We start from the raw sequence: 20919 nt of genomic DNA on the forward strand, positions 1-20919 counted from the left end.
AGAGGCCGGAAAACCATTTTCAGGAGGATCAGATGAGCGAACGGCTGAACGAGGTTGCGGCATCGGCGCGCGCGGACATGGCGACCCAGGTCGCCGGCAAGGACGGCTTCATCGCAGCTCTGGACCAGTCCGGCGGTTCCACGCCGAAGGCGCTGAAGCTGTACGGCGTGTCCGAAGACGCGTGGTCCAACGAAGACGGGATGTACGACCTCATCCACCAGATGCGCTCCCGCATCATCACCTCGCCCGCCTTCACCGGCGACAAGGTGATGGGCGCGATCCTCTTCGAGCAGACCATGGACCGCACGGTCGAGGGCGTTCCGACCGCGCAGTATCTCTGGGAGAAGCGCGGCGTCGTGCCCTTCCTCAAGGTCGACAAGGGCCTCGCCGACGGCAAGGACGGCGTCAAGCTGATGAAGCCGATCGCCGGCCTGGACGAACTGCTGAAGCGGGCCGTCGCGAAGGGCATCTTCGGCACCAAGATGCGTTCGGTGATCGACGCCGCCGATGCCACCGGGATCAAGGCCATCGTCGACCAGCAGTTCGAGGTCGGCAGGCAGATCCTGGCGCACGGCCTCGTACCAATTCTCGAGCCGGAAGTGACGATCTCGATCGCCGACAAGGCGCAGGCCGAGGAGATGCTTCTGGCCGAGATCCGCAAGCATCTCGACGACCTGCCGGCTGGCGAGAAGGTCATGCTGAAGGTGACCATCCCGACGAAGCCGAACCTCTACAAGCCGCTGATCGACGATCCCCGCGTCATGCGCGTCGTGGCGCTGTCGGGCGGCTACACGCGCGACGAGGCGAACGCAAAGCTGCGGGAAAATGACGGCCTGATCGCCAGCTTCTCGCGCGCGCTGACCGAGGGCCTGTCGGCCGGCCAGAGCGATGCGGATTTCAACGCGACGCTGGCGGCCACGATCGACAGCATCTTCCAGGCGTCGCGCGCCGACAAGGCCGCGGTCTGAAGAGCGATCCTCGGCCGTGCCATACGCGGATGGCATGACTGCTGCGGCGGCCGCTCTTCTCCAGGAGGAGCGACCGCCTTGTCCGTCTCCCCGTCATGCCGTCGGTACCGGGGAGCAGGTGCCGTATCCCGGTTGCACCTTTTCCATCTCCCGCATTCGGCTATAGGTGAGGCGATCAACAACGCGCCACACCCGAACGCCCATGTCCCGACTGCTTCCGCTGCTGTCCTGGCTCGCCTTCCCGATCTATGTCTGGCAGGGCATCGGCGTCCGGCTGCGCACGCGGCGCCTCCTGCCGGCCGGAGGGCCGGTGACGCATTCGCTTCCCGGACAGGGTACGGCGGTGCGGCTGCTCGTGCTGGGCGACTCCTCGGCCGCATCGGTCGGCATCACCCGCACAGACCGCGGTATCGCGGCGCTTCTGGCCGGCATGCTGGCGCGCGACACCGGGCGCCCGGTCACCTGGCGCGCGGCGGGCTTCAATTCCGCAACCGCGACGCAACTGCGTGATGTCGTCGTGCCCAACCTAGCGCATGACGACTGGACCCACATCGTTGTCTCGGTAGGCACGAACGATGCGAAAAACTTCCACACCGTCTACCGCTTCAAGCGCGACTTCGGCGGCCTGCTCTATGCCCTGCGGGCGAAGTTCCCCGCGGCGCGGATCGTCTGGTCGCCGGTGATCGACATGACGACCGTACCGGCCCTGCCGCCTTTGCTGGCGCGCATCCTCGAGATCCGCGCCCAAGCGATCAACGCCATGGGGACGCGACTTTGCCATGAACGCGGCGCCGTGCCGGCCAGCCGTCTGCCGGTCGAGGACCCGACGCTCGGCTTCTCCACCGACGGCTTCCATGCCTCGGAGGCGGGCTATCGCGCCTGGGCCGAGCACCTCCTGCCGCTGATCGAACTGCCGGCGGTCGAAGCGCTCGCCTCAGCTTCCGTGGCTGAGGACGACCGTCAATGAGATCAGCGCAAGTGCGCCGAGCGCCAGCTTCCAGAAATCGCTGCGCTTGCGCAGTCCGGGCAGCCCGAGCGGCTTGATGATCTGCACCGCCATGAGCAGGATGATGACGATCGAAAGGGCTTTGGTCATGCCGCGGGACGGCTCCTGCGTTGCTGGCGAGTTGCCACCGCCAACCCCCATTGACCAGCCTGCTTGACGGAAGTCAAAGCCTCTTCCCCCTCCGGGGCATATCGGAACATAGTCAGATGGACGCGTCGCGGCCGCAGCGGCTAGAACACGCGCAAGGACGACAGGGGAGGATGTCATGGTCTCGCGCTATCACGAGGTCTACGAAGGCTGGAAACGCGATCCCGAAGGCTTCTGGGCCGAGGCCGCCGGTGCCATAGACTGGGTCTCGCCGCCCAAGACGATCTTCGACGCAAGTGCCGGCGTCTATGGCCGCTGGTTCCCCGACGCGACCTGCAACACCTGCCACAACGCCGTCGACCGCCACGTCGAGAACGGCCGCGCCGACCAGCCGGCCCTCGTCTACGACAGCCCCGTCACCGGGTCGAAGAAGAGCTTCACCTACGCGGAGTTGAAGATCGAAGTCGAGGCGCTCGCCGCGGTTCTGGTCGATCAGGGCGTGGCAAAGGGCGACCGCGTCATCCTCTACATGCCGATGGTGCCGGAAGCGGTCTTCGCCATGCTCGCCTGTGCCCGCATCGGCGCGGTCCACTCCGTCGTCTTCGGCGGCTTCGCGGCGCGCGAGCTCGCCACCCGCATCGACGATTCCACGCCAAAGCTCATCGTCTCGGCCTCCTGCGGCATCGAGCCGGGCCGCGTGGTGGCCTACAAACCGCTGCTGGACGGGGCGATCGACATCGCCCGGCACAAGCCGCAATCCTGCATCGTGCTCCAGCGCGACCAGCAGCGCTGCGATCTCATGGCGGGCCGCGACATCGACTATGCCGAAGCCGTCGGCGCGGCGAAGACGGCGGGCCGCACCGTGCCCTGCGTGACCGTCGCGGCAACCGACCCGCTCTACGTGCTCTACACGTCGGGCACCACCGGGCAGCCGAAGGGCGTCGTGCGCGACAATGGCGGGCACATGGTCATGCTCGCCTGGACGATGTGGAACGAGTTCGGCGTGAAGCCCGGCGAGGTGTTCTGGGCGGCTTCCGACGTCGGCTGGGTCGTCGGCCACTCCTACATCGTCTACGCGCCGCTGCTGCACGGCTGCACGACGATCCTGTTCGAGGGCAAGCCGGTCGGCACACCGGACGCCGGCACCTTCTGGCGGGTGATCGCCGAGCACGGCGTGGTGGCGTTGTTCACCGCGCCCACCGCCTTCCGCGCCATCAAGGGCCAGGATCCGAAGGGCGAATTCGTCGGCAGGTACGACCTGTCGAGGTTCCGCACGCTATTCCTCGCCGGGGAGCGCGCCGACCCGGAGACGATCAAGTGGGCGGAGAACCAGCTGAAGGTGCCGGTGATCGACCATTGGTGGCAGACGGAGACCGGCGCACCGATCAGCCAGAACCCGATCGGCCTCGGCCAGTTGCCGGTGAAGTACGGCTCGCCCGCCGTGCCGATGCCCGGATACGAGATGCACGTCGTCGATGATGCGGGCCACGAGGTGGCGCGCGGCACGCTCGGCAACGTGGTCGTCAAGCTGCCGCTGCCGCCCGGCGCCCTGCCGACGCTCTGGCATGCGGACGATCGTTTTCGCGACGCCTACCTCGCCGAGTTTCCCGGCTACTACAAGACCGCCGACGCGGGCTTCATCGACGACGACGGCTATCTCTTCATCATGGCCCGTACCGACGACATCATCAACGTCGCCGGACATCGTCTGTCCACCGGTGGCATGGAGGAAGTTCTGGCCGAGCATCCCGACGTCGCCGAATGTGCCGTCATCGGCATCGCCGATACGATGAAGGGTCAGGTGCCCTGCGGCTTCGTCGTGCTCAATGCCGGTGTCACGCGCGATCCCGCCGAACTTGAAAGGGAGGTCGTGGCGCTGGTGCGCGACCGGATCGGCCCGGTGGCTGCGTTCAAGACGGTCGTGCCGGTCAAGCGCCTGCCGAAGACCAGGTCGGGCAAGATCCTGCGCGGCACGATGCAGAAGATCGCCGACCACGAGGAATGGAAGATGCCGGCGACGATCGACGATCCGGCCATCCTGGAAGAGATCGCCGAGGCGCTGAAGACGAAGGGCCTGGGCTGAGCCGGAGGGCAGGCGCCCTCTGGCCCGCCCACGCTGCGAGGTCTATAAGCGGCGCTCGGACATGTTCAGGAGCGCGCCATGCCACTCGACGGGAAAGTCGCCATCGTCACCGGAGGCGCAGGCGGCATCGGCTACGCCATCGCCGAGCGCTTTGCGCGCGAGAAGGCCAAGGTGGTAATCGCCGACGTCGACACCGAGAAGGGCGCCCGCGCCGAGCGCGACCTCGCCCGTTTCGGCGACGTCCAGTTCGTGAAGGCCGATGTGGGCCGGCGTCTGGACGTGCACAACCTGGTCGCCGCGACCATCGACACGTTCGGAGACATCGACATCCTCGTCAACAATGCCGGGATTGCCCATGGCGCCGATTTCCTCGACGTGACCGAGGAGGATTTCGACCGCGTGCTCGCGGTCAACCTGAAGGGCTCCTTCCTGACCGGGCAAGCGGTCGCCCGGCACATGGTCGAACGCGTGAATTCGGGCGGCCCGGCGGGATCGATCGTCAACATGTCGTCCATCAACGCCGTGCTCGCGATTGCCAGCCAGGTGCCCTATTCGGTGTCGAAGGGCGGCGTCAGCCAGCTCACCAAGGCGATGGCGCTGTCGCTCGCGCCCCACGGAATCCGCGTCAACGCCATCGGCCCGGGCTCGATCCGCACCGACATGCTGGCGAGCGTCAATGCCGATCCCGCAGCGCGTGAGCGGATCCTCTCGCGCACGCCCCTCGGCCGCATCGGCAATCCATCGGAAATTGCCGCCATCGCCGTCTTCCTTGCGTCCGACGAGGCCAGCTACGTCACCGGCCAGACGATCTACGCCGACGGCGGCCGCCTGCCGCTGAACTACACGGTGCCCGTTCCGGAGGAATAAGCGCGGTCGCCGATCGCTCCTGACGCGATGTCGTCAGGAGGGGGATGGCACAATCTCTCCATCGCAAGACAGTCGATGGAGACACTCATGACCACCTTCCCGACCTCACTGCTCGGCCGCTGGGCCGAGAGATGGCGCGCGACCCGCGACAGGGTTCGTACGGAAAGAGCGATCGCCCGCCTGTCGCCGGCGCTTCGTCGCGACATCGGCTGGCCGGATGCGGTTTCGCATCAGACCGGCTGGCGCGGCCACATCGTCGACGGCAAGTGAGGCGCGCGGCCGATGCGCCTGGCAGGGCTCCCCATCTCCTTCTCCACCCTGCCATCCGTGCAGTGCGGCCGCCCTGATGTGGGCGTCCGCAAACTGACATCTCCTGACAGTATGTTGTCAGGAGCACCCTGCCACTGTCTAATCCACCAAGAAAGGAATGCCGATGTCATTCACTCCGCAGAATTCCGTCGTCTGGATCGAGATCCCGGTCACCGACATGGCGCGCGCCAAGGCCTTCTACGGCGCCGTGCTGCAGAACGAACTCGCCGACGAAGAGGGAGGGCCCAATCCCATGGCCCGGTTCCGTGCAGCAAGCGAGGAGGCAACGTCCGGCCATCTCTATCCCGGCAAGCCGGCAGCGCCGGGCACCGGCAGCACCATCCATCTCGCCGTTGCGGCGCCGCTGGAGGAAGCCATGCAGCGCGTGACGGTCAATGGCGGGCAGGTCGTCTCGCCGGTAATCCAGATCCCCGCCGGCCGTTTCGCCTATTGCCTCGATCCGGACGGCAACTCCATCGGCCTGTTCACCGCCTGATCGGCACATCGAGAGGATACCTGCCATGCGACGCGCCGACCGCCTGTTCCAGATCGTCCAGCATCTGCGCGGCGGTCGGCTCGTCACCGCGCGCATGCTCGGCGAGTGGCTGGAAGTCTCGGAACGCACGATCTACCGCGACATCGCCGACCTCCAGTCGACGGGCGTGCCGATCGACGGGGAGGCCGGCGTCGGCTACCTCATGCGCTCCGGCTACGACCTGCCGCCGCTGATGTTCACGCGCGACGAGATCGTGGCCCTGGTCGCCGGAGCCCGCATGGTGCGGGCCTTCGGCGGTGCGGCCATGGCTCGCTCCGCCGAGGAGGCGCTGGTCAAGATTGCAGCCGTCCTGCCCGACAGCGAAAAGGACCGCATCGCGCGCACCGAGATCCACGCGCCGCTCTATGTCGTCAGCCAGCCGGACCGGGAGAAGATCGATACCATCGAGCGCGCAATCGAGAGCCGCACCGTGCTGACGCTCGACTATCAGGACGAGGCCGACAAGAGTTCGGTGCGGGACGTGCGCCCGCTCGGGCTCTGGTTCTGGGGCAAGGTGTGGACCCTGGTCGCATGGTGCGAGCTGCGCGAGGATTTCCGCGCCTTCCGCATCGACCGCATCGCCTGCCTGACCCTGGCCGAGCGGACCTTCCGGCAGGAGCGCGGCAAGCAATTGGCCGACTTCTACCGCCAGATGGAAGAGCGGGCGCCCGGCGGGGCAGCCACCCTCCGGAGGCGCGCCACGCACGAAGGCTGACGCGGCGCGCGCCGTTCGGCGGCGTCAGCCGACGTCGAGCACGATCTTGCCGATGTGGTCGCCTTCCTCCATCCGCTCATGCGCCCGCCAGGCGTCGCGCATCGGGTAGATCATGTCCATGACAGGCGCCACCTTGCGCTCGCCGAGCAGCGGCCAGATCAGCCGCTCGAGTTCCGCGGCGACGGCACCCTTGAATTCGACCGTCCGCGGCCGCAGCGTCGAGCCGGTGTGGACCAGCCGCTTCACCATCAGCTTGGCGAAGTTCACCTCGGCCTTCGCGCCGCCGAGGAAGGCGATCTGGACGATCCGCCCTTCCACGGCTGCTGCTTCGTAGTTGCGATCGATGTAGCTGCCGCCCACCATGTCGAGGATCAGGTCCACGCCCCTGCCGCCGGTCGCCTCCTTCGCCACCGCGACGAAATCCTCCTCGCGATAGTTGATCGCGCGGGTGGCGCCGAGCTTCACGCAGGCTTCGCACTTGTCTGCCGATCCGGCCGTCGCCAGCACGGTGGCGCCGAAGGCGGCGGCAAGCTGTATCGCCGTCGTGCCGATGCCGGACGAACCGCCGTGGACGAGGAAGGTCTCGCCCGCCTTGAGGCCTCCGCGCTGGAAGACGTTGTGCCAGACGGTGAAGAAGGTCTCGGGCAGTGCGGCCGCTTCCGTCAGCGTGAAACCGTGCGGCACGGGCAGCGCATTGCTCTCGTGGGTCAGGCAGTATTCGGCATAGCCGCCGCCGGGGGTCAGCGCGCAGACCTGGTCGCCGACGCGCCAGCGGCGGGCCTCGGGACCGACTGCGGCCACCGTGCCGGCCACCTCCAGACCCGGCAGGTCCGACGCGCCGGGCGGCGGCGGATAAGCCCCCGTCCGCTGCGCGACATCGGGCCGGTTAACGCCCGCTGCGCTGACGCGGATGAGAATGTCGCCGCCCTCGGGCCTCGGCACCGGCCGCGTTTCCGGTTTCAGCACGCGCGGCCCACCCGGCTCGCTGATGGCGATGGCTGTCATCATCTCGGGAAGGGCGTCTGCCATGATGTCTCCTGTCGATCGGCGGTCTGGAGCCGGAGATTTGATTCCCGACCCCGCGGGACTGTATCCTCCTCACCACGAACGGCAACCGGAGGAGACGGCCATGGGTATTCTCGAAGAAGAACAGCCGCGCAAGGCCCGGCCACACGAGATCGGCCAGGATCTCTCCTTGCTCTCGGTCGCCGATCTCGAGGAACGCATCGGGCTTTTGCGCGCAGAAATCGCGCGCATCGAGGTAGAATTGAAGGCGAAGGGATCCACGAAACAGGCCGCCGAGGCGCTATTCCGCCGCATTTGACGGGTTGACCTCGCCGCCCTGTCGCCGAAGCTGTCACGCGCCGCTTCGAAGCCGCCCCGCGATTCGTTCGACCCCAAACGGAAGGTTCCCATGTTCGCGAGCTACAGACCGATCCTGTCTCTGCTGCGCGGCACCGCCTTCCTGCTGGCGGCGTCGGGACTGCACAGCCTTCTGCTCCCGTTGCGCGGCCAGGCGGAAGGATTTTCGACGACCTCGCTCGGCCTGCTCGGCACGGCCTGGGCGGCCGGTTTCGTCGCGGGTTGTTTGACGGCGCCGCGGCTGGTGCGCCGGGTCGGCCACGTCAGGGCTTTCGGCGCGTTCGCGGCTTCGGCCGCGATCATCGCCCTGCTGACGGGCCTGATCATCGACCAGTATGTCTGGATCTTCCTGCGCGTCTTCACCGGCTTCTGCATGGCGGGCGCCTTCATGGTGATCGAAAGCTGGCTGAACGAGAGCGCCACCAATGAGAACCGCGGCACCGTCTTCGGCATCTACATGATGGTGACCAACGCCTCCCTCATGGGCGGACAGCTGATCGTCGCGGCGGGCGACGTCACGACGGCATCGCTGTTCATGGTCACCGGCATCTTCTTCTGCCTCGCGCTGATCCCCACCACCGTGTCGACGCAGGCGACGCCGAAGCCGCTGGTGGGCGTCTCGCTCGACCTGAAAGCGCTCTACGCCAATTCGCCGGTCGCCTCGGCCGGGTGCCTGCTGGTCGGGGTCGCAAACGGCGCTTGGGGGACGCTTGGCGCCGTGTTCGGTGCCGAGATCGGCATCTCGACCGCCCAGATCGCGCTGATGATGAGCCTGGCCGTCGTCGCCGGCGCGGTGTTCCAGTTGCCGGCCGGCCGTCTCTCCGACCGCACCGACCGGCGCTACGTGCTGGCCGGAGCGGCCTTTGCGGCTGCCGCCATCGGCCTCCTCATCTTCGTCGTCGGCGCGCGCGATGGCACGACGGTCATCGCGCTGACCGCTGCCTACGGTGCCATGGCCTACGTGCTCTATTCCCTGGCCGTCGCGCACGCCAACGACCACGCCAAGTCCGAGGATTTCGTGAAAGTGTCGGGCGGTCTCCTGCTTCTCTACGGTTTCGGCACGATGATCGGTCCCCTCGTCGGCGGCGCCCTGATGGACCGGATGCGGCCCGAGAGCCTGTTCCTGACGACCGCGCTCGCCCACCTCCTGATCGCCGGCTACACGCTACTGCGCATCAGGCGCCGCGCCCCGGTGCCGGTGGAGGAGCGCGAATCCTTCAGCTCGCTGCCGCCCGAGCGCGCGACCACGCCCGAAGTGCTGCGCCTCGATCCGCGCGGCGATGGCGACCTGGGGAGCGAAACAAGCGAGAAGGACGCGGCCTGACGATATCCGCACGAGCGCTTCGAAAGCGGCCGGCCGACCCTGGCTCGCTCCCTTGTCGCCAGTCCGTCGGATCGGGTTTGAGTTTGTCCCGCGAGCGGCTATCGTGAGCGCATGGTCACGATCGACGCGTTCATGGCGATTTCGGATGCAAACCGCCGGCACCTGCTCGAAGAGCTGCGCCGCGGGCCGAAAACCGTCAACGCCCTTGCAGCGGGACTGCCGGTCTCGCGGCCGGCCGTATCGCAGCACCTGAAGGTCCTTCTGGACGCCGGACTTGTGGTGGCGAGCCGTGACGGCACGAAGCGGATCTATGCGATCAACCCGGGCGGGTTCACGCGCCTCAACATTTGGCTCGATCAGTTCTGGACCGAATGACCTTCCCCGGGGAAGAGACCGGCGGCAGGAGGATCCGCCGGTCCAGGAAAGCCCGGCTCCGGCGCAGGTGCGCGGAGCTCGGGCCTTGGCTCGTCAGTGCGTCGTGTGATGCGATCCGAGCTTCTCGATCGCATCCTTGAGGGCGAGCTTTCGCCGCTTGAGCTGATTGACCTCGATGTCGTCGGTGGACGGACGCGCGATCGCCTCGGCGATTTCGCGGTCGAGCTGGTTGTGCTTGCGCTTCAGTTCCTCGATGTGCGACGTCAGAGACATGCGTGGTGCTCCCTTTCCTCGTTCGGACGTCAGGAACCGCGTCCCACCGCAGGCCGCGATTCATGACAACGCGATGACAGTGTGCCACCACTCGATCGGCCTGTCGAATGTGCCGTGGTAGCATTTTCTGTCGGCTCGAAATGTGATATGGGCCTGCGGCCCGGGCGAGACCCCGGTCCTGCCATTTGGGCGCGAAATCCTGCGCCGGGGAAGCATGCATGTCGGAACAGGAACAGGCCGAAATTCGTCTCGAATTTGCGCGCTTGAAGCAGGAACACGCCGATTTCGACGCGGCAATCAACGCGATGATCGCAACTGGATGCGACCCGCTCCAGATCCAGCGGATGAAGAAGAAGAAGCTGGCGATCAAGGACAGGCTGACCCATCTCGAGGACCGCGTGATTCCCGACATCATCGCCTGAGGCGGCAATGCCAGGTCGCGAGGGCGCCGTTTTTCTTGCGGCATGATGGGTATTCGGTTAAGGCGCGGCTTTGATGGGAGAGATCGGATCCTTGGAAAGCGTGCGTCCCGAAGTCGCCATCATCATGGGTAGCCAGTCTGACTGGGCGACCATGCGCCATGCCGCCGACACGCTGGCCGAGCTCGGCATCGCGCATGATTCGCTCATCGTCTCCGCCCACCGCACGCCCGAACGGCTCTTCGACTTCGCCAGGGGCGCGAAAGCCGCCGGCTACAAGGTCGTCGTCGCGGGCGCCGGCGGAGCCGCCCATCTTCCCGGGATGACGGCCTCCCTGACTCCCCTCCCGGTCTTCGGCGTCCCGGTCGAATCGAAAGCGCTTTCGGGCCAGGATTCGCTCCTGTCGATCGTGCAGATGCCTGCCGGCATCCCGGTCGGAACGCTGGCCATCGGCCGCGCCGGCGCGGTCAATGCAGCACTGCTCGCCGCCGCCGTCCTGGCCCTCTCCGACGAAGCGCTGGCCGGGCGGCTGGATCGCTACCGCGCTGCCCAGACCGGCAAGGTGGCCCTGCGGCCGTCGGACGACGCATGATCCGCCCTCTCGTCCCCGGCGACATGATCGGCATCATCGGCGGTGGCCAGCTCGGCCGCATGCTGGCCATGGCAGCCGCCCGGCTCGGCTTCCGGACGACCATCCTCGAGCCGCAGCCGGACTGTCCGGCCGCGCAGGTCGCAAACAGCCAGATCCTCGCCGCCTATGACGACCGCGCGGCGCTGACGTCGCTCGCTGCCCGCTCGGCCGTCGTGACCTACGAGTTCGAGAACGTGCCGGTGGGTGCGGCGAAGCACCTGACCGACCACGTGCCGGTGTTCCCGCCACCTCTGGCGCTGGAAACGGCGCAGGACAGGCTGGCCGAGAAGAGCTTCCTGAACCGCCAGGGGATATCCACAGCCCGTTTCCACCCTGTGGACAACGACTCCGATCTGAAGTCCGCGCTCGAAATCTTCGGCGGCAGCGGCGTCCTGAAGACGCGCCGCCTCGGTTATGACGGCAAGGGCCAGCGCCTGCTGCGCAACGCGACGGCCGGAGACGTCGACGGTGCGTTCGAGGCCATGGGGGGCGTCCCGCTGATCCTGGAGGAACTGGTCGCCTTCGATTTCGAGTTCTCGATCATCGCCGCACGGGGCCTCGACGGCTCGATGATGGCCTACGACGCGGCTCGAAACGAGCACTCGGACGGGATCCTGCGCCGCTCGACGGTCCCCGCCGGGCTCGATCCGAAGATGGAGGAAACGGCGCGAGAGGCCACCTTCGCGCTCATGGCCGCGCTTGGCTATGTCGGCGTGATCGGCGTCGAGTTCTTCGCACTGGCGGACGGCACCGTGCTGGCCAACGAGTTCGCGCCCCGCGTCCACAATTCCGGACACTGGACGGAAGCCGCCTGTGTCGTCTCCCAGTTCGAGCAACACATCCGCGCCGTGGCCGGCCTGCCGCTCGGCGCGCCGGGGCGCCATTCCGCCTGCGTCATGGAAAACCTGATCGGCGACGACGTCGAGCGCATCCCCGACCTCATGGGCGAGGCGGGCGTGGTGCTCAATCTCTATGGCAAGACGGAAACCCGCCCCGGCCGCAAGATGGGGCATTTTACCCGACTTGGGTGAAGGGTCGTCGTGCTGCGCCTCACGGCGGTTCCTCGCTTCTGCACAGGTGACCGGGCCGTACGTTTGCTGTAAGTCATTTCCGGTGAAAGGTGTGCGGAGGCTCGACGGTGAGAAGGATCGACGCCTTGATCAGCCGGCGCACAGAGGACCGGCGCAGGGTTGCGCGGGATCGCGCAGCGAAGGTCCTGCAGACCGCACAGGAGAGCGGTTACCGGGTATCCCTCGTCGGATCGCTTGCGAAAGATCGGTTCCGTCTTCATTCCGACGTGGACTTTCTGGTGCATGACGTGCCGACCAGCGGCCTTCGAGCCGCAATGGAGCGCCTGGTCGCGGATCAGTTTCGCGAAACAGACATTGCCTACGACCTGATCTTCGCGTCCGATCTGACGCCGGAGCGGGTCCGGGAAATCCTTGATGAAAACGTTTAGGCATCCCGCTTTTGCCAAGCTCTCGCCGAAACTGGACCGGGCGGAGAACGAACTTCGGCTTGTGAGCAGCTACGCGTCGGCGCACCAGAATGAAGTTTCCGCCGGTGAATGGGGCGCGCCAGGCGCAGTTTCTCTGGGCATCCACAACGTCTACGACGGCATCGAGGACATCCTGCTCAGTCTTGCGAATGATGTGGATGGACTGGTTCCACGCGGTCCTGCCGTTCATCAGGACGTCCTCGACCAGATGTCGGCTCCGATCGCCGGTATCCGGCCCGCGCTGCTCGGGTCCGGCCTTTACGAGGCACTTTGTGAGTTGAAGGGATTTCGGCACCTCGTCTGACATCGCTACGGGTTCGATCTGAAGCCGGACAAGGTTCAGGAGAACCTCGATCGGATTATGAAGGCCTGGCCCGCTTTCGTCGATTCGATCGTCCTGGTCGAGTCCCGGTTGCTCGACGAGCCGGATCGGTCTGGTTGACACCGGACGACCTTTGCGTCTATGACCGCGCGACCTTTCCGGCGCGCCTTCTGGCGCGTCTTTCACTTCTGGCCCGCGCGGGCCGTACACCACGGGCTGAGACAATGAAGATCAAGAATTCGCTCAAGTCGCTCAAGGGCCGTCACCGCGACAACCGCATGGTTCGCCGCAAGGGCCGTATCTACATCATCAACAAGTCGGCGCCGCGCTACAAGGCGCGCCAGGGCTGACCTGCGGGGAGCCGCTTGCGCTCCCTTCGCCCATCACGGCATTTTCAGTTTGACGTTCCGCGCCACAGGATTAGGTTCTGCGGTATGCGGAACGTTTTTCATGTCCTGATACCGGCGCTGGTCGCCATCCTCATGGTGCTGTCGCCCGCCTCCTCGGCCGAGGATGCGGCTCCGACCGACGAGGCTTCGCGGCTCGACCAGCTCTTCGCCGACCTGAAGCGGGAGCGGAACGAGAAGGCGGCCGAACGCATCGCGAACCAGATCTGGGCCGAATGGCGCAAGTCGGGCAGCGCTTCGGTCGATCTCATGCTGCAGTGGTCGAACGAGGCGGCGGAGAGCAAGAAGTTCGACGTGGCGCTGGACTTTCTCGACCAGGTGATCACGCTTCAGCCCGGTTTCGCCGAAGGCTGGAACCGGCGCGCCACCGTCCACTTCATGATGGACAATTACGCGAAGTCGATGGCCGACATCGAGCACACGCTGCGGCTCGAGCCGCGCCATTTCGGTGCGCTGACTGGCCTTGCCGCGATCCTCAAGGAAACGGGCCGCAAGGAACTGGCGCTCGACGCCTACGAGCGCACCCTCGACATCTATCCAATGATGCGCGACGCCCAGTCGGAGGTCGCCACGCTTTCGGAAGAACTCGCCGGCGAAGGCATCTGACGCGACATTCAGCGCCGGCGTCGGCACCGGTCCGCCGATCGTTCCCCTCCCCCAGTCCGCACCGGCCCTTCATGAACCTCGTCTATGCCGTCGTCGCGTTCCTGCTCGCTCTCTTGCTGATCCTGGCCGGGGCGACGCGCGTCGGTGCGTGGCTGATCGAGCGCCGGCATCCGCCGGTCGGCAGCTTCGCCACCGTCAACGGAACGCGCCTGCACCATGTCCACGTGCCCGCAGGAGCGGGCTCCGACCTGCCGCCGCTGGTGTTCGTCCATGGCGCCAGCGGCAACCTGCTCGACCAGATGCTGCCTTTCCGGCCGCTGCTCGAAGGCCGCGCCGAGATGCTTTTCGTCGACCGGCCGGGGCACGGCTGGTCCGGCCGCGGCCCCGCGACCAACGACACGCCCGCCGGACAGGCCGAGACGATCGCCGCCCTGATGGACAGCTACGGCATGGAGCAGGCAGTCGTCGTCGGCCATTCCTTTGCCGGCGCCGTCCTGACCGCCTTCGGCGTGCTGCGCCCCGAGCGCGTCGCAGGGCTGGTCTTCCTGGCTCCGGCGTCGCATCCCTGGCCGGGTGGCGGAACGTCCTGGTACTACGACCTGTCGGAGACGCCTGTCGTGGGCCGGCTGTTCACCGAGACGCTTGCCTGGCCGGGAGGCTTGATGCGCCTCGGCACGGCCACCGATTGCGTCTTCGCGCCCAATGCCGTGCCGGAGAACTATGCGCAGGACGCGGCGATCAGGCTCGTGCTGCGGCCGGCAGCCTTCCGCGCCAATGCCCGCGACGTCGCGGGCCTTTTCGATTTCGTCGAGAAGCTCGCGCCGCGCTACGGCGAGATCACCGCGCCGACGGTGGTGATCACGGGCAATCGCGATACGGTTGTCTACGAGGAGATCCACTCCGCGGGACTGGCGCGCGACATCCCGGGCGCCGAGCTGCTCTGGGTGGAGAACCTCGGCCACAAGCCGGACTGGATCGCCACCGCTCTCGCCGTGGCGGCGATCGAGAAACTGTCCGGGCTGGAGCGCGACCTGCAGGCGATGGCGCGGCAGCTGGAAAGCCGCATCGCGACGGATGCGTTCGGTCCGATCGAGGCTTGCGCCGACGGGCCGCCCACTCCGGCGCCGGCCCTGCAACAGTAGAGCCAGCGCTTCAAGCCGACTTGCGCCCCGCGGTTCCTCCGGGACGCCTGATCGTCCATACGGATGATCAGATGCCGCCGAGCCCGTCCGAGCCGATATAGGCGATGCGCAGCATGTTGGTCGCACCAGGCGTGCGCAGCGGCACGCCGGCCGTGACGATCACCCGGTCGCCGGCCCGCCCGAAACCTTCCGAGAAGGTGATCCGGCACGCCCGGTCGACCATGTCGTCGAGGTCGCTCGCATCCGGCGTCACGACGCAATGCAGCCCCCACACCAGCGACAGCCGCCGCGCCGTCTCGACCACCGGCGACAGCGCGATGATCGGAACCTGCGGCCGCTCGCGCGCCGCGCGCAGGCCGGTCGTACCGGATGCGGTGTAGGTGACGATGGCGGAGAGATTGAGGGTCTCTGCGATCTGGCGTGCCGCCAGCGAGATGGCGTCCGCGCCGGTCGCTTCGGGGGCGGTGCGCTGCGCGTTGATGATGGAGGGGTAGTTCGGGTCCTTCTCCACCTGCACTGCGATGGCGTTCATCATCGCCACGGCCTCGACCGGATACTGGCCGGCCGCCGATTCGGCCGACAGCATGATCGCGTCCGCGCCTTCGAAGACGGCGATCGAAACGTCCGACACCTCGGCGCGGGTGGGCACCGGCGCCGTGATCATCGATTCGAGCATCTGGGTCGCGACCACCACCGGCTTTCCGGCCTTGCGGCAGGCACGGGTGATCTGCTTCTGGATGCCGGGAACCGCCTCCAGCGGCATCTCCACGCCGAGGTCGCCGCGCGCCACCATCAGCGCGTCGGACACTTCGATGATCTCGGCGAGCCGCGCGACGGCCTGCGGCTTCTCGATCTTGGACAGCAGCGCCGCGCGGCCGCGCGCGATCTTGCGCACCTCGGCCAGGTCCTCAGGCCGCTGGACGAAGGACAGGGCGATCCAGTCGACCTCGGCCTGCAGGACGGCATCGAGGTCGCGCCGGTCCTTCTCGGTCAACGCGCCGAGCGGCAGGTCCGTGTCGGGCAGGCTCACGCCCTTCTTGTCGGAAATCTTCGTGCCGGCCACGACCACCGTCTCGATGGCCTTGCCGTCGTTTCGAACGGCCTTGAGCTGCAACTTGCCGTCGTCGATCAGGAGCCGGTCCCCCGGCTTCACGGACGCGAGTATCTCGGGATGCGGCAGGTGCACCCGGGTGGAATCGCCCGGCGTGGTGTCGTTGTCGAGGATGAACGTGTCGCCCGCCTTGAGCGCCACCGTGCCCTCGGCGAACTTGCCGACGCGCAGCTTGGGACCCTGAAGGTCGGCCAGGATGCCGATCGGGCGCCCCACCTGCCGTTCGACGCTGCGGATCATCGCCACCAGGCGGCGCATCAGATCGTGATCGGCGTGGCTCATGTTGATGCGGAACGTGTCGGCGCCCGCCTCGTGCAGCTTGCGGATCATCTCCTCGGTGGACGAGGAGGGGCCGAGCGTGGCCAGGATGCGGACGTTGCGTTGGCGCTTCACTGCTGCGCTCCCGTCACGGCCGCGGTACCGTCGGCGGCAGGTTGGTCGGTCAGCTGCACCATCCAGCTCGCCTGTTCCGCGGTGTCGTATTCCTGGAAGCCGGCTCTTTGGAAGCCGCGCCTGATACAGTCGCTGACCCCCACGATCTTGAACTCTTTTTCGGCGATGCACATGTTGATTGGCCCATCCCAGCGCCCGCCGCGCTCAGCATCTTCTGCATAAAGATAGTAATAGCGCGATGACAGGGGTCCCTCGATCAGCGTCTTGCAGGTCGAGCCTTCCACGTGCCACCAGCCCTCGGTGATCCAGCCGGCCGGCGCGCGGTAGCCGATCGCCACCCCGACGAGCGTCTGGGTCGCGTTGCACACGCGAAAATCCGCGCGGGCCGCGCCCGTCGTCGCTACGACGCCAAGCAAGGCAAACACAGCGATGGAACAGGCCGCCGCGAGGCGCGACGCCCCCCCGACACACGGCAGAACCATTCTCGTGCCCCTTGCCCTTGGACGAAACATTGCTTCGATGCTCCTTTTCGGAAATGCGCGCGCCCATGTCAACGCGCCGTGGCGATATGCTCAAATCGGTTTATCCGGCAAGCAACGACGGCATCCGTCACAAGATTGTCGAAAGGACGGCATTGCGGCAGTCCCGTCGTCGTGGAAGGAAGGAACAGGCCGGCCTTGCCGGGCATCCAGTCACCACTTCGCGGAACCCGCACCGGAAACAATGACTCGCACAGCCGTATTCTCGCCCTATGAGATCGTCGAAGGCGCACGCGACCGGGGCCTCCTGCTTCTCGCCGACCACGCACGCAATGCACTTCCCGACGAGTATGGCGATCTGGGGCTGCCAGCGGCGGAGTTCCAGCGCCACATCGCCTACGATATCGGTGTCGAAACGGTCACGCGTGAACTCGCAAGGCAGCTCGACGCGCCGGCCCTGCTGTGCAGCTACTCGCGGCTGCTGATCGATCCGAACCGCGGCGACGACGACCCGACGCTGATTCGCCAGCTTTATGACGGTACGGTGATAACGGGGAACTACCCGCTTGCGCCGGAGGAGCGCGAGAGGCGCCTCGAACGCTTCTACAGACCCTGGCACGACGCCGTCGGCGCCCTGACTGCGTCCGTGCATGCAGCCAGCGGAGCCGCGCCCCTGATCGTCTCCATCCACTCCTTCACCCCGTGCATGCAGGGGGTTCAGCGTCCCTGGCACGTCGGCGTGCTCTGGGACCTCGACGACCGCGCGGTCGTGCCGCTTCTTTCGGCGCTGCGCGCGGACCCCGAACTCGTCGTCGGTGACAACGAGCCCTATGACGGCGCGTTGCGCGGCGACACCATGTACCAGCACGCCATCACGCGCGGCTATGCCCATGCCCTGATCGAGGTCCGCCAGGACCTGATCGCGACGGAGGACGGCGCGGTGGCCTGGGCGGACCGTCTCGCGCCGATCCTTGACGACATCAACCGCCGGGACGATATCCACCGGGTGCGGTTCTTCGGATCGCGCACCGGCCCGGTGGCGGAACGGCGTTGAGCTGCCGGCAACGACCTGGAAAAGGAGGCGGACGTGGCTGATCTCACCCCCGAACAGCAGCGCGATTTCGAGGCTGCCGCGTTCCGGCGCCTGGTCGAGCACCTGCGCACGCGATCCGACGTGCAGAACATCGACCTGATGAACCTCGCCGGTTTCTGCCGCAACTGCCTGTCGAACTGGTACCGGGACGCGGCGAACGCAGAGGGAATGGAACTCTCGAAGGACGAGAGCCGCGAGATCGTCTACGGCATGCCCTATGCCGAATGGCAGGCGAAGAACCAGACCGAAGCCTCCCCGGAAAAGCAGGTCGCCTTCGAGCAGAACCGCCCGAAGGATCACTGATCGCGGCTCAGCTGCCCTCGATCTCCTCGCGCAGCATCTCCAGCTCCAGCCATTCCTCTTCCATGGCCGCCAACGCGGCGCGTTCCTTGTCGAGCTTCTCGGCGTTGGCACCGAATTTCTTCGGATCGCGGGCGAAGAGCTGCGGATCGGCAAGCGTCGCCTCGAGCTTCGCGATGGCTGCGGTGGTTTCTTCCATCTTCTTCGGCAGGCTCTCGAGAGCGAATTTCTGCTTGTAGGAGAGCTTTCTTGCGGAACCCCTGGCTGCCGGCGCCTCTCCTGAGCCTGATTCACGTGTGACTTTCTCGGGAGCCGCTCTCGTCTCGCCGGCTCGTTTGACGAAGCGCGTGCTGCCGCGCTGGGCGAGCAGGTCGCTGTAGCCGCCCGCATACTCCACCCACCGGCCGTCGCCGTCCGGCGCGATCGTGCTTGTCACAGTCCGGTCGAGGAAGTCGCGGTCATGGCTGACGAGGATCACCGTGCCGGCAAAACCCGACACCAGTTCCTGCAACAGGTCGAGCGTCTCCATGTCGAGATCGTTGGTCGGTTCGTCGAGGACGAGCAGGTTCGATGGACGGGCGAGCACGCGGGCCAGGATCAGCCGCGCCTTCTCGCCGCCCGAGAGTTCGCGCACCGGCGTGCGGGCCTGCTCCGGCTTGAACAGGAAGTCCTTCATGTAGGAGACGACGTGGCGCTCCTCACCGTTGACGACCACGGTCTCGCCGCGGCCGTCGGTGAGGAAATGCGCCAGCGTCTCCTCCGGGTCGAGGGCGGCGCGGCGCTGGTCGAGCGTGGCGATCTCCAGGTTGACACCGAGGCGCACCGAGCCTGAATCGGGTTCGAGTTCCCCTGTCAGCATCCGGAGCAGCGTCGTCTTGCCGGCGCCGTTCGGCCCGACGAGGCCGATGCGGTCGCCGCGCTGGACGCGGATGGAGAAGTCCCTGACGATGGCCGCATCGCCATAGGTCTTGGCGATCGACTTCGCCTCGATGACGAGCTTGCCGGATTCGGCGGCCTCGCTCGCCTCCATCTTGGCGGAGCCTTCCGCTCCGCGATGGCCGCGAAACTTCGCGCGCATCGACTGCAGTTCGCCCAGCCGTCGCATGTTGCGCTTGCGCCGGGCGGTGACGCCGTAGCGCAGCCAGTGCTCCTCGCGCAGGATCTGGCGGCCGAGCTTGTGCTGGTCGCGCTCCTCTTCCTCCAGCACCTGGTCGCGCCATTCCTCGAAATGGGCAAAGCCTCGGTCGAGCCGGCGCGTCACGCCGCGGTCGAGCCAGACGGTCGCCCGCGTCACCCGTTCGAGGAAGCGCCGATCGTGCGAGATGACCACGAAGGCCGACGAGGTACGCGACAGTTCCTCTTCGAGCCACTCGATGACGGACAGGTCGAGATGGTTGGTCGGCTCGTCGAGCAGCAGGATGTCGGGCTGCGGCGCCAGCACGCGCGCCAGCGCGGCGCGGCGCGCCTCGCCGCCGGACAGCGTGTCCGGCTTCTCCTCGCCCGTCAGCCCGAGGTTCTCCATGATGTAGGTCGCGCGGTACGGGTCATCGGCCGGACCGAGCCCGGCCTCGACATAGGCGCGTACGGTCGTGAAGCCCTCGGTGTCCGGCGCCTGCTGCAGGTAGCGAACGGTCGCCGACGGCTGTCGGAAGATTTCGCCGTCCTGCGGCTCGATGAAGCCGGCGGCGATCTTGAGCAGCGTCGACTTGCCCGATCCGTTGCGGCCGACCAGCGCGATGCGGTCGCCGGGCTGGACGGATATCGACGCGCCCTGCAGCAGCGGGGTGCCGCCGAAGGTGAGGCCGATGTCGTCGAGGCGGAGAATGGGAGGCGCCATGCGGTGTCAGCCCTTCGAGGCGGGAGATGTTTCGGGGCGGGCAAGCAGCAGCGCACGGCCCTGGCGCAGCGAGACGCGCAGGTCGCCGCGCACCTCGTTCGACAGCGTCAGCGACGAGCCGAAGGCCAGTTCCACGTTGGTCAGCGGCCATTTCGCGCCGGAGACAGAGAGTCCGGCAAGCGGCGAGAAGGCCAGGATCGAAAACAGCGTGCCGTCTGGAAGGTCGAAGCCGTGCTCGCCCGGCAGCAGGGGGGCGCCTTCTTCGGTACCGCTCGACAGGAGCACCGGCAGGCCGCGCTCGGCCAGCCGGATGGCGGCGGTCATGTGCAGGAAGGCGTGGTCGGCGCGCTCGCCGCCGAAGGCCCCGACCATGATCAGACGGGTCGCGCCGCGCGCAATCGCAGCCTCCGCCGCCAGTTCGCCGTCGGTGCTGTCCTTCTCGGGCGGATGCATGTCGCGTTCGATCCCGGCATTGTCCGCGATCTCGGCGGCCGTGACGGAATCGAAGTCGCCGATCCACAGTTCCGGCATAACGCCGAGCGTCGCGGCATGGCGGATGCCGGAATCGGCCGCGATCACGCGGGCCTGCGCAAGGGCAGCGTCGAGGCGGGGCGTGCGAACGAGATCGCCGCCGAGCAGGATCGCGAATGTGCTCATGGGCGTCGCCTCTATCACGGGGCGGGCGCCGTGCGAAAGGGCGGCGGGCCATCACGTTCAATGGCCGGCAAAGTGCCCGGCGCCCGAAAGCGCTTGCCGCCCGATGAAACCCGTCCTAGA

The 20919-nt window shown here is 67.0% G+C and carries 27 protein-coding genes; 20 read left to right on the forward strand and 7 right to left on the reverse strand.

From position 1 onward, the window contains the following. Positions 1 to 77 precede the first annotated feature (77 nt). Both N1F91_RS07640 and N1F91_RS07645 read left to right on the forward strand, forming a co-directional pair. Positions 78 to 968 (forward strand): fructose bisphosphate aldolase, encoded by an 891-nt coding sequence (locus N1F91_RS07640; protein WP_354670532.1) that lies wholly within the window; start codon positions 78 to 80, stop codon positions 966 to 968. 202 nt (positions 969 to 1170) lie between these two features. After that, entirely contained in the window at positions 1171 to 1935 is a 765-nt protein-coding gene (locus N1F91_RS07645; protein WP_289991215.1) for an SGNH/GDSL hydrolase family protein, read from the forward strand. On the opposite strand, the gene N1F91_RS07650 is transcribed toward N1F91_RS07645, so the two are convergent. After that, complete coding sequence (locus tag N1F91_RS07650; protein WP_289991216.1) at positions 1903 to 2064, reverse strand: hypothetical protein; 162 nt, start codon at positions 2062 to 2064, stop codon at positions 1903 to 1905. The genes N1F91_RS07645 and N1F91_RS07650 overlap by 33 nt on opposite strands. Before the next feature lie 175 nt (positions 2065 to 2239). Here N1F91_RS07650 and N1F91_RS07655 point away from each other — a divergent pair, with 175 nt between their 5' ends. From N1F91_RS07655 to N1F91_RS07675, 5 genes are all read left to right on the forward strand, one after another. After that, positions 2240 to 4144: a propionyl-CoA synthetase gene (locus tag N1F91_RS07655; RefSeq protein ID WP_289991217.1), complete on the forward strand. Its 1905-nt coding sequence runs from the start codon at positions 2240 to 2242 to the stop codon at positions 4142 to 4144. A 78-nt stretch (positions 4145 to 4222) separates the two neighbouring features. Next, a complete protein-coding gene (locus tag N1F91_RS07660; RefSeq protein WP_289991218.1) occupies positions 4223 to 5011 on the forward strand; it encodes an SDR family oxidoreductase in 789 nt (262 codons plus the stop codon). Positions 5012 to 5098: 87 nt separating this feature from the next. Then, complete coding sequence (locus tag N1F91_RS07665; protein ID WP_289991219.1) at positions 5099 to 5281, forward strand: hypothetical protein; 183 nt, start codon at positions 5099 to 5101, stop codon at positions 5279 to 5281. 163 nt (positions 5282 to 5444) lie between these two features. Then, positions 5445 to 5816 (forward strand): VOC family protein, encoded by a 372-nt coding sequence (locus N1F91_RS07670; protein WP_289991221.1) that lies wholly within the window; start codon positions 5445 to 5447, stop codon positions 5814 to 5816. 25 nt (positions 5817 to 5841) lie between these two features. Continuing rightward, the gene (locus tag N1F91_RS07675; RefSeq protein ID WP_289991222.1) at positions 5842 to 6570 is read left to right on the forward strand and encodes a YafY family protein; all 729 of its coding nucleotides are present in this window, start codon (positions 5842 to 5844) and stop codon (positions 6568 to 6570) included. Between the two features lie 24 nt (positions 6571 to 6594). Here N1F91_RS07675 and N1F91_RS07680 read toward each other — a convergent pair whose 3' ends face one another. Further along, entirely contained in the window at positions 6595 to 7599 is a 1005-nt protein-coding gene (locus N1F91_RS07680) for an NAD(P)H-quinone oxidoreductase (protein ID WP_289991224.1), read from the reverse strand. 100 nt (positions 7600 to 7699) lie between these two features. Here N1F91_RS07680 and N1F91_RS07685 point away from each other — a divergent pair, with 100 nt between their 5' ends. The 3 genes from N1F91_RS07685 (at position 7700) to N1F91_RS07695 (ending at position 9631) form a co-directional block, all read left to right on the forward strand. Beyond that, entirely contained in the window at positions 7700 to 7894 is a 195-nt protein-coding gene (locus tag N1F91_RS07685; RefSeq protein WP_289991226.1) for a DUF1192 domain-containing protein, read from the forward strand. A 90-nt stretch (positions 7895 to 7984) separates the two neighbouring features. Then, a complete protein-coding gene (locus N1F91_RS07690; RefSeq protein ID WP_289991228.1) occupies positions 7985 to 9256 on the forward strand; it encodes an MFS transporter in 1272 nt (423 codons plus the stop codon). A 111-nt stretch (positions 9257 to 9367) separates the two neighbouring features. Next, entirely contained in the window at positions 9368 to 9631 is a 264-nt protein-coding gene (locus N1F91_RS07695; RefSeq protein WP_289991229.1) for a metalloregulator ArsR/SmtB family transcription factor, read from the forward strand. Positions 9632 to 9724: 93 nt separating this feature from the next. On the opposite strand, the gene N1F91_RS07700 is transcribed toward N1F91_RS07695, so the two are convergent. Then, a complete protein-coding gene (locus N1F91_RS07700; RefSeq protein ID WP_289991231.1) occupies positions 9725 to 9904 on the reverse strand; it encodes a DUF465 domain-containing protein in 180 nt (59 codons plus the stop codon). 218 nt (positions 9905 to 10122) lie between these two features. Between N1F91_RS07700 and N1F91_RS07705 the strand changes: the two genes are divergently transcribed. From N1F91_RS07705 to N1F91_RS07740, 8 genes are all read left to right on the forward strand, one after another. Further along, positions 10123 to 10326, forward strand: coding sequence for a YdcH family protein (locus N1F91_RS07705; RefSeq protein ID WP_289991232.1), 204 nt, complete (start codon positions 10123 to 10125; stop codon positions 10324 to 10326). Positions 10327 to 10417: 91 nt separating this feature from the next. Next, complete coding sequence (gene purE, locus N1F91_RS07710; RefSeq protein ID WP_289991234.1) at positions 10418 to 10915, forward strand: 5-(carboxyamino)imidazole ribonucleotide mutase; 498 nt, start codon at positions 10418 to 10420, stop codon at positions 10913 to 10915. Then, on the forward strand, positions 10912 to 11985 hold the full coding sequence (locus tag N1F91_RS07715; RefSeq protein WP_289991236.1) for a 5-(carboxyamino)imidazole ribonucleotide synthase: 1074 nt from the start codon (positions 10912 to 10914) through the stop codon (positions 11983 to 11985). The genes purE and N1F91_RS07715 overlap by 4 nt, the downstream gene beginning before the upstream one ends. Before the next feature lie 107 nt (positions 11986 to 12092). Then, complete coding sequence (locus N1F91_RS07720; RefSeq protein ID WP_289991237.1) at positions 12093 to 12413, forward strand: nucleotidyltransferase domain-containing protein; 321 nt, start codon at positions 12093 to 12095, stop codon at positions 12411 to 12413. After that, entirely contained in the window at positions 12400 to 12756 is a 357-nt protein-coding gene (locus tag N1F91_RS07725; RefSeq protein ID WP_289991238.1) for a hypothetical protein, read from the forward strand. The genes N1F91_RS07720 and N1F91_RS07725 overlap by 14 nt, the downstream gene beginning before the upstream one ends. Positions 12757 to 12998: 242 nt before the next feature. After that, positions 12999 to 13124, forward strand: a complete 126-nt coding sequence (ykgO, locus tag N1F91_RS07730; protein WP_126701392.1) for a type B 50S ribosomal protein L36 — start codon at positions 12999 to 13001, stop codon at positions 13122 to 13124. 84 nt (positions 13125 to 13208) lie between these two features. Beyond that, complete coding sequence (locus N1F91_RS07735; protein ID WP_289991239.1) at positions 13209 to 13787, forward strand: hypothetical protein; 579 nt, start codon at positions 13209 to 13211, stop codon at positions 13785 to 13787. Between the two features lie 71 nt (positions 13788 to 13858). Continuing rightward, positions 13859 to 14929 (forward strand): alpha/beta hydrolase, encoded by a 1071-nt coding sequence (locus N1F91_RS07740; protein WP_289991240.1) that lies wholly within the window; start codon positions 13859 to 13861, stop codon positions 14927 to 14929. Positions 14930 to 14996: 67 nt separating this feature from the next. Here N1F91_RS07740 and pyk read toward each other — a convergent pair whose 3' ends face one another. Together pyk and N1F91_RS07750 are read right to left on the reverse strand one after the other, a co-directional pair. Then, positions 14997 to 16433: a pyruvate kinase gene (pyk, locus tag N1F91_RS07745; protein WP_289991242.1), complete on the reverse strand. Its 1437-nt coding sequence runs from the start codon at positions 16431 to 16433 to the stop codon at positions 14997 to 14999. Continuing rightward, the gene (locus N1F91_RS07750; RefSeq protein ID WP_289991243.1) at positions 16430 to 16915 is read right to left on the reverse strand and encodes a DUF1036 domain-containing protein; all 486 of its coding nucleotides are present in this window, start codon (positions 16913 to 16915) and stop codon (positions 16430 to 16432) included. Before N1F91_RS07750 ends, pyk begins: the two co-directional genes overlap by 4 nt. 241 nt (positions 16916 to 17156) lie before the next feature. Between N1F91_RS07750 and N1F91_RS07755 the strand changes: the two genes are divergently transcribed. After that, a complete protein-coding gene (locus tag N1F91_RS07755) occupies positions 17157 to 17966 on the forward strand; it encodes an N-formylglutamate amidohydrolase (RefSeq protein ID WP_289991244.1) in 810 nt (269 codons plus the stop codon). A 33-nt stretch (positions 17967 to 17999) separates the two neighbouring features. Beyond that, positions 18000 to 18308, forward strand: a complete 309-nt coding sequence (locus tag N1F91_RS07760; protein ID WP_289991245.1) for a DUF1244 domain-containing protein — start codon at positions 18000 to 18002, stop codon at positions 18306 to 18308. A 7-nt stretch (positions 18309 to 18315) separates the two neighbouring features. On the opposite strand, the gene N1F91_RS07765 is transcribed toward N1F91_RS07760, so the two are convergent. Together N1F91_RS07765 and N1F91_RS07770 are read right to left on the reverse strand one after the other, a co-directional pair. Next, positions 18316 to 20142 (reverse strand): ABC-F family ATP-binding cassette domain-containing protein, encoded by a 1827-nt coding sequence (locus tag N1F91_RS07765; RefSeq protein ID WP_289991247.1) that lies wholly within the window; start codon positions 20140 to 20142, stop codon positions 18316 to 18318. 6 nt (positions 20143 to 20148) lie between these two features. After that, complete coding sequence (locus N1F91_RS07770; RefSeq protein ID WP_289991248.1) at positions 20149 to 20799, reverse strand: thiamine diphosphokinase; 651 nt, start codon at positions 20797 to 20799, stop codon at positions 20149 to 20151. Positions 20800 to 20919: the final 120 nt, after the last annotated feature.

The sequence above is a fragment of the Aquibium sp. ELW1220 genome (genome assembly GCF_030398385.1).
GTDB lineage: Bacteria > Pseudomonadota > Alphaproteobacteria > Rhizobiales > Rhizobiaceae > Aquibium.

Coding starts and splice junctions, on each gene's coding strand:
- N1F91_RS07640 (WP_354670532.1), top strand. CDS start 78: ATGGCGACCCAGGTCGCCGGCAAGGACGGCTTCATCGCAGCTCTGGAC.
- N1F91_RS07645 (WP_289991215.1), top strand. CDS start 1,171: ATGTCCCGACTGCTTCCGCTGCTGTCCTGGCTCGCCTTCCCGATCTAT.
- N1F91_RS07650 (WP_289991216.1), bottom strand. CDS start 2,064: ATGACCAAAGCCCTTTCGATCGTCATCATCCTGCTCATGGCGGTGCAG.
- N1F91_RS07655 (WP_289991217.1), top strand. CDS start 2,240: ATGGTCTCGCGCTATCACGAGGTCTACGAAGGCTGGAAACGCGATCCC.
- N1F91_RS07660 (WP_289991218.1), top strand. CDS start 4,223: ATGCCACTCGACGGGAAAGTCGCCATCGTCACCGGAGGCGCAGGCGGC.
- N1F91_RS07665 (WP_289991219.1), top strand. CDS start 5,099: ATGACCACCTTCCCGACCTCACTGCTCGGCCGCTGGGCCGAGAGATGG.
- N1F91_RS07670 (WP_289991221.1), top strand. CDS start 5,445: ATGTCATTCACTCCGCAGAATTCCGTCGTCTGGATCGAGATCCCGGTC.
- N1F91_RS07675 (WP_289991222.1), top strand. CDS start 5,842: ATGCGACGCGCCGACCGCCTGTTCCAGATCGTCCAGCATCTGCGCGGC.
- N1F91_RS07680 (WP_289991224.1), bottom strand. CDS start 7,599: ATGGCAGACGCCCTTCCCGAGATGATGACAGCCATCGCCATCAGCGAG.
- N1F91_RS07685 (WP_289991226.1), top strand. CDS start 7,700: ATGGGTATTCTCGAAGAAGAACAGCCGCGCAAGGCCCGGCCACACGAG.
- N1F91_RS07690 (WP_289991228.1), top strand. CDS start 7,985: ATGTTCGCGAGCTACAGACCGATCCTGTCTCTGCTGCGCGGCACCGCC.
- N1F91_RS07695 (WP_289991229.1), top strand. CDS start 9,368: ATGGTCACGATCGACGCGTTCATGGCGATTTCGGATGCAAACCGCCGG.
- N1F91_RS07700 (WP_289991231.1), bottom strand. CDS start 9,904: ATGTCTCTGACGTCGCACATCGAGGAACTGAAGCGCAAGCACAACCAG.
- N1F91_RS07705 (WP_289991232.1), top strand. CDS start 10,123: ATGTCGGAACAGGAACAGGCCGAAATTCGTCTCGAATTTGCGCGCTTG.
- N1F91_RS07715 (WP_289991236.1), top strand. CDS start 10,912: ATGATCCGCCCTCTCGTCCCCGGCGACATGATCGGCATCATCGGCGGT.
- N1F91_RS07725 (WP_289991238.1), top strand. CDS start 12,400: ATGAAAACGTTTAGGCATCCCGCTTTTGCCAAGCTCTCGCCGAAACTG.
- ykgO (WP_126701392.1), top strand. CDS start 12,999: ATGAAGATCAAGAATTCGCTCAAGTCGCTCAAGGGCCGTCACCGCGAC.
- N1F91_RS07735 (WP_289991239.1), top strand. CDS start 13,209: ATGCGGAACGTTTTTCATGTCCTGATACCGGCGCTGGTCGCCATCCTC.
- N1F91_RS07740 (WP_289991240.1), top strand. CDS start 13,859: ATGAACCTCGTCTATGCCGTCGTCGCGTTCCTGCTCGCTCTCTTGCTG.
- N1F91_RS07750 (WP_289991243.1), bottom strand. CDS start 16,915: ATGGTTCTGCCGTGTGTCGGGGGGGCGTCGCGCCTCGCGGCGGCCTGT.
- N1F91_RS07755 (WP_289991244.1), top strand. CDS start 17,157: ATGACTCGCACAGCCGTATTCTCGCCCTATGAGATCGTCGAAGGCGCA.
- N1F91_RS07765 (WP_289991247.1), bottom strand. CDS start 20,142: ATGGCGCCTCCCATTCTCCGCCTCGACGACATCGGCCTCACCTTCGGC.
- N1F91_RS07770 (WP_289991248.1), bottom strand. CDS start 20,799: ATGAGCACATTCGCGATCCTGCTCGGCGGCGATCTCGTTCGCACGCCC.